At 48.3% G+C, this 4,988-nt stretch carries 2 protein-coding genes; both read left to right on the top strand.

The window, feature by feature from the left end; all coding sequences use genetic code 11:
• Positions 1 to 280: 280 nt before the first annotated feature.
• Positions 281 to 4,498 carry a chemotaxis protein CheB gene (locus NC980_RS26145; RefSeq protein ID WP_190376893.1) on the top strand — a complete coding sequence of 1,406 codons (4,218 nt, stop codon included), beginning with the start codon at positions 281 to 283 and terminating at the stop codon, positions 4,496 to 4,498.
• An 85-nt stretch (positions 4,499 to 4,583) separates the two neighbouring features.
• A complete protein-coding gene (locus NC980_RS26140) occupies positions 4,584 to 4,784 on the top strand; it encodes a chlorophyll a/b-binding protein (protein WP_190376892.1) in 201 nt (66 codons plus the stop codon).
• Positions 4,785 to 4,988 lie beyond the last annotated feature (204 nt).

The following is a 4,988-nucleotide window of genomic DNA, read 5'->3' as shown; positions in this document are numbered from 1 at the left end:
AGGATTGGCGAGAAGTCGCCTGCTTGAAAACTGCTGTGTAAAATTAAGCGATGCTAGCGATCAAGGGATGATCGTGCCCAATTTTGATTGACATCGGTTAAGTTGACAATACCCTTTTCTGTCTACTGCTGATCCTAAAATTATCCGAACCATTGTTTTCATTAACTCATTCTTTAGGAACTTGTTTAAGGTGAAGGATCAAGTTGTGATCTTATAGAGTTTGAAATTACAGTCGAATTCCGATCTAAAACATCAGCTTTGCAGCTAAGTGGTTTATTCTATGACCTCCAACCCGTCTGAGCCGCAGAATTCACCCCAACCTTCGACGGGAGCGTCTGATCTAACGCCGCAGCCCGAAATTGATGCTCCCTTCCCGATCGTGGGGATCGCTGCTTCTGCGGGTGGACTAGAAGCGTTCAAACAATTACTGAGCCATCTACCAACTGATACCGGAATGGCATTTGTGTTGATTCAGCACTTAGCACCCGATGCTAAAAGCTTGTTGAGCGAGATATTAGATCGAGTGACGGAGATGCCTGTCAACGAAGTGCAAGATGGCATGACGATCAAGCCAAATCAAGTCTTCGTGATTCCACCGAATACGAAGATGACGATGAATGACGGAGCGCTGCAACTCACAGCCCGCGAAAAGGTGTATGGCAAATATATGCCGGGTGATGCCTTTTTCGCGTCCTTAGCCGCCGATCGTGGACATAAAGCGATCGCGGTTGTGTTGTCGGGGACAGATAGCGATGGTTCAGTGGGCTTGAAGGCGGTGAAAGCGTCGGGTGGTATCACCTTCGCTCAGTGTGAAGGAACCGCACAGTTTGATGGGATGCCAAGTACGGCTGTAGCGACGGGCGCAGTCGATTTTGTGCTGCCGCCCCAACAAATTGCCGAGGAACTGGCAAATCTCAGTCGCAATTCCTTTGTCGCTCGTCCATTGTCGTCGATTGTGGCTGAGGAATCTCTTGAAAGTAGCGAGGATGCACTGTTCACAATTTTCGCGCTGCTGCGATCGACGACGGGTGTTGACTTTAGCCACTACAAATCCAACACAATTGATCGACGAATTCAGCGTCGGATGGTGCTCTACAAACTGGAGCGATTGGAGAATTATGCTGAGTATTTACAAGAGCATCCGGCTGAAGTGCAAGCATTATATGAAGAAATTCTGATTCACGTTACTAGCTTTTTCCGTGATTCTGATGCTTTTGAACTGCTGCAAGCACAAGTTTTTCCAACTATTACGCAAAATAAGCCGGCAGAATTTCCGATTCGTATCTGGGTGGCAGGTTGTTCGACAGGTGAGGAAGTCTACTCGATCGCGATTTGTTTGCTAGAGTTTTTGGCAGATAAAGCGACTCAACCCCCGATTCAGATTTTTGCCACCGACATTAGCGAGATGGCGATCCACAAGGCACGGGCGGGCATTTATTCCGAGAATCAAATGGTGGATGTTTCGCCAGGACGCCGCCGCCGATTCTTTTATACGCTGGAAGGCGGCAATTATCAAATCAACAAGACGGTGCGCGAACTGTGTGTGTTTGCACGGCAGGACTTAGGTAGTGATCCGCCCTTTTCTAACTTAGATTTGATTAGCTGTCGGAATGTGCTGATTTACCTCGGAGAGGCACTGCAAAAACGGGTCATGCCTATCTTTCATTACAGCCTTAATCCAACTGGATTTTTGCTTTTGGGAACATCCGAAAGCACCGGGAAATACTCTGACTTATTTACAGTAGTCGATAAAAAGTGCAAACTCTATGGCAAGAAACTAACCGCCAATCGTCCGGCGTTTTCCTTTGTTACCAGCAATCATTCGATCGTGAAGCCCGATGAGCGTCCTCCTGTGAACCCGGCTGCGATCGAGCGATTTGACTTACAGAAGAAGGTGGATCAACTGCTCTTGATTCACTATGCTTCCGTGGGAGTGGTGGTCAACGACAAGATTGAAGTTCTGCAACTTCGGGGGGATATCGATCGCTATCTCAAACTCGTTCCTGGAACTGCCAGCTTCAATCTCTTCAACATGGCGCGAGAAGGCTTGCTGATCGAGCTACGCGCCGCAATTCATCAGGCACAACGGCAAAACATTCCCGTCACCAAGACTGGGATACATCTGACACAGGGAGAGCGATCAAGCATTGTGAATCTTCAGGTGATTCCATTTAAGACTCCAACCGAGGAACGTCACTTTTTAGTGCTGTTTGAAGAAGCGCCTCCGATTGTGAGCAATGCGATCGAGGGTGAGGGCGTACCAGGAGATTTAGAGCGTGAAAATGCTCGGCTGAGACAGGAACTTTCCTCCGCTAATCAAGAGCGGATGGCAATACACGAATATCTGCAAGCGGTGATCTCAGAACAGGAGCATATTAATCAAGACCTCAAAGTTGTGAACGAAGAAATTTTGTCGAGCAACGAGGAGTTACAAAGTACCAACGAAGAGTTAGAAACGGCAAAAGAAGAGATTCAAGCCACCAGCGAAGAACTTAATACCACGAACGAAGAACTTCGCAGCCGTAATCAGGAATTACATCAGGTCAACAACGATTTAACTAATTTACTTGCCAGCATTAACATTCCGATTTTGATGCTGACGAACGATTTACGCATTCGGCGGTTTACCCCAATGGCGCAACGCTTGTTCAACTTCATTCCGGCTGATGCCGGACGACCCCTCAGCGATATTCGAGTCAATCTCAACGTTCCCGACTTAGAACCGTTGATTCTAGAAGTCCTAGACACGCTGAGCGTCAAAGAGTTAGAAGTTCAAACGCAAGGCGGGCATTGGTACACACTCCGAATTCGTCCATATCGCACCAGCGAAAATCAAATCGATGGCGTGGTGATCGTCATGATTGATATTGATGCGCTGAAACGGAGTGCCGCCACGCTCGAAGAAGCCCGCAACTACGCAGAAGCGATCGTGGAAACAGTGCAAGTGCCATTGATGGTGCTGGAGTCGGATTTTCGAGTCAACACAGCGAATCGATCGTTCTATGAAACGTTTCAGGTTTCACCGTCTGAAACCGCACAATCATTGATTTTTGACCTGGGTAACGGGCAGTGGAATATTCCCGAATTGCGATCGCGCTTAGAAGACGTGCTTGCCAATGATGCCCCGATTCAGAACTTCGAGGTCGAGCATCAATTTGAACACATTGGGCAGAGAACCATGTTGCTCAACGGTTGGAAAGTCATCCAAGAAGGTGATGTTCAACGAATTCTGCTGGAGATCGAAGATATTACCGAGCGCAAACAGTTTGAAATCGAGCGATCGCGTCTACTTGAACAAGAGCAAGCCGCTCGTCAAGAATCAGACCTGGCAAATCGTGCCAAAGACGAATTTCTCTCAAACCTCTCCCACGAACTGCGAAACCCGCTCAATATCATGCTGGGATGGTCACAAATTCTTCGCACCCGCAAGCTAGAAGAAGAAGCTGCCGCTCGCGCGATCGAACTGATTGAACGCAGTGCGAAAACACAAGCGCAGTTGATCAATGATCTGCTGGATGTGTCACGGATTATCAGTGGAAAGCTGAACCTCAACACTCGACGACTCGATCTGGCGATGGTGGTGAGAAGTTCGATCGAGTCGGTGCAGCTAGCGGCAGATGCGAAGGCGATTCAACTCGTTTCGCATTTAACTTCGGTCATGGTTGTGGGCGATGTCGATCGCTTACAGCAAGTGCTTTGGAATCTCTTGTCGAATGCAATTAAGTTCACGCCATCCGGTGGAGAAGTGGAAGTCACGCTAGAACTTGTGGACAGTCAAGCGCAGATTCGAGTCAACGACACAGGGCAAGGTATCAAGGCAGACTTGCTGCCGTATATCTTTGATCGCTTTCGTCAAGGGGATTCTAGCAGCACCAAAGCAAGTCAGGGACTCGGACTCGGCCTATCGATCGTGCGGTATCTCGTCGAGCTTCACGGTGGCACTGTTAGGGCGGTAAGTCCCGGTGAGAATCAAGGCGCAACCCTGACTGTCAATTTGCCGATGCACTTCACGCAGAATGCCATCCAGACGGAACCTTCATCTCAAGAAGAGAAACCATCCACTGATTTAGAATCAATCGATACAGCAGAGCGACTAGATTTATCGATCGCTGAAGCTCCGTCTTTATCAGGCTTATGCCTTCTAGCCGTCGATGACGATGCGGGAAGTCGCGACTTGATTAAATGGTTGTTAGAAGACTTTGGGGCTGAAGTAATGATGGTTGCCTCAGCAAGGGACGCGATCGCAGTTTTGACCGAAAATCCTGAGCGATACGACTTGCTTTTAGCGGATATCGGAATGCCAAGAGAGGATGGTTATTCCCTGATTCGTCAAATCCGATTGCTTGAGGTCGGCGGACAGATTCCCGCGATCGCGTTGACGGCTTATGCTAGCGATCGAGAGCGTCCGCTCTCGATCGAGGCTGGATTTCAGCTCCATCTGACGAAGCCGATTGATTCAGTGCAATTGGCAAACGCGATCGCCAATCTAGCAAGATAAATCAGGAATGGTTCTAAAGGTAGACAGCAAGTGTTGAATGCGCGAATAGTATAGAGATATAACAAAACATTAAGGAATGTTAATCATGCAAGCCAACAAAGCAACTGAATTACCCCCAATCGCTGAAGCATACAATGGAGCCGATCGCAACGCTTTCTTATTTGGTTGGAAGCCTCAAGCTGAACTCTGGAATGGACGCTTTGCGATGATCGGTTTCACCGCATATCTACTTTGGGACTTGGCTGGCTACAGCGTCGTCCGCGACCTGCTGCATCTAGTGAAGTAGAAAGTAAATCTTTTACAATTAGAAGAATGCAAAGCCCTTTTCCAATCGCTGGAAAAGGGCTTTTGACTATGGTTGCCTAGAACCTAAAGTAACCTGAGTTCGGGTTAAGCCGGGAGCAGCAGATTGTGGTCGAGCGCAATGGACGGTTTCTTCGGTTGATGGCAGTAGGCAATCAAGCCGCCGAGAATGTTGACAAAGCAATTG

Origin of the sequence: Leptolyngbya sp. AS-A5 (assembly GCF_039962495.1) — a bacterium.
Lineage (GTDB): Bacteria > Cyanobacteriota > Cyanobacteriia > Leptolyngbyales > Leptolyngbyaceae > Leptolyngbya.
Note: the sequence above shows the minus strand (reverse complement) of the source record. Positions and strands in the feature narration are given on the sequence as shown.